The following is a 618-nucleotide window of genomic DNA, read 5'->3' on the forward strand; positions in this document are numbered from 1 at the left end:
GCATATCCCCGGATTTATTTTCGTCGGTTTCGGCATTGAACCACGGCATGCCGTGGCTCCAGGTCGGGTTGAAGGTCGCCACGCCGCCCAGCATTTTTTGCGTGTGGGTAATTCCCAGGACCAGGCTGGAGAGGTTGCGCGTGCTGCTCTTAAGCGGCGCGTCGTTCAGCCAGTTGCGGCTGGAGCGCTGAACCACGCCCGCCGCAATGCCGGTTTTGACATCCCCGTTGCGAAAAACCACCCAGGACGCGTTAAGGCGGTGGGTTTTCGTATCGCCCGTGGAGAGCCAGTTGAAGCCCTGGTTACTGATGGTGGTCCGGTAGTTACTCCAGGCGTAGCTGTAGTCCAGCAGGCCGTAGCCGGACGGCACGCTGACGCCCGCCTGGAAATTCTGCGCATCGTACGCGCTGGCAAAATCACTGCTGCGCCCGCCGCTGACAAACCATTTATCCGCCAGCCCCAGCATATTATTGGCGGTGAGCACGCCGCTCAGCTGGTTTTCACCGGTGCTCTTCTGCCCGCTATTATCCAGGCTCACGGATGCACTTAACGGAAATTCCGGCTTGCCCGTGAGATTAACGATGGAATATCCGGCCTGCGTTCCCGGCAGAATTTCAA

1 protein-coding gene is annotated in these 618 nt (G+C 59.1%); it reads right to left on the reverse strand.

Features of this window, described 5'->3' with window-relative positions:
- Window positions 1–618: ShlB/FhaC/HecB family hemolysin secretion/activation protein (locus tag ACERY3_RS25330; RefSeq protein ID WP_373226798.1), on the reverse strand; the 618-nt coding region annotated here is incomplete at both ends.

Origin of the sequence: Enterobacter cloacae complex sp. ESBL7, assembly GCF_041679625.1 — a bacterium.
Classification (GTDB): domain Bacteria; phylum Pseudomonadota; class Gammaproteobacteria; order Enterobacterales; family Enterobacteriaceae; genus Enterobacter; species Enterobacter asburiae_B.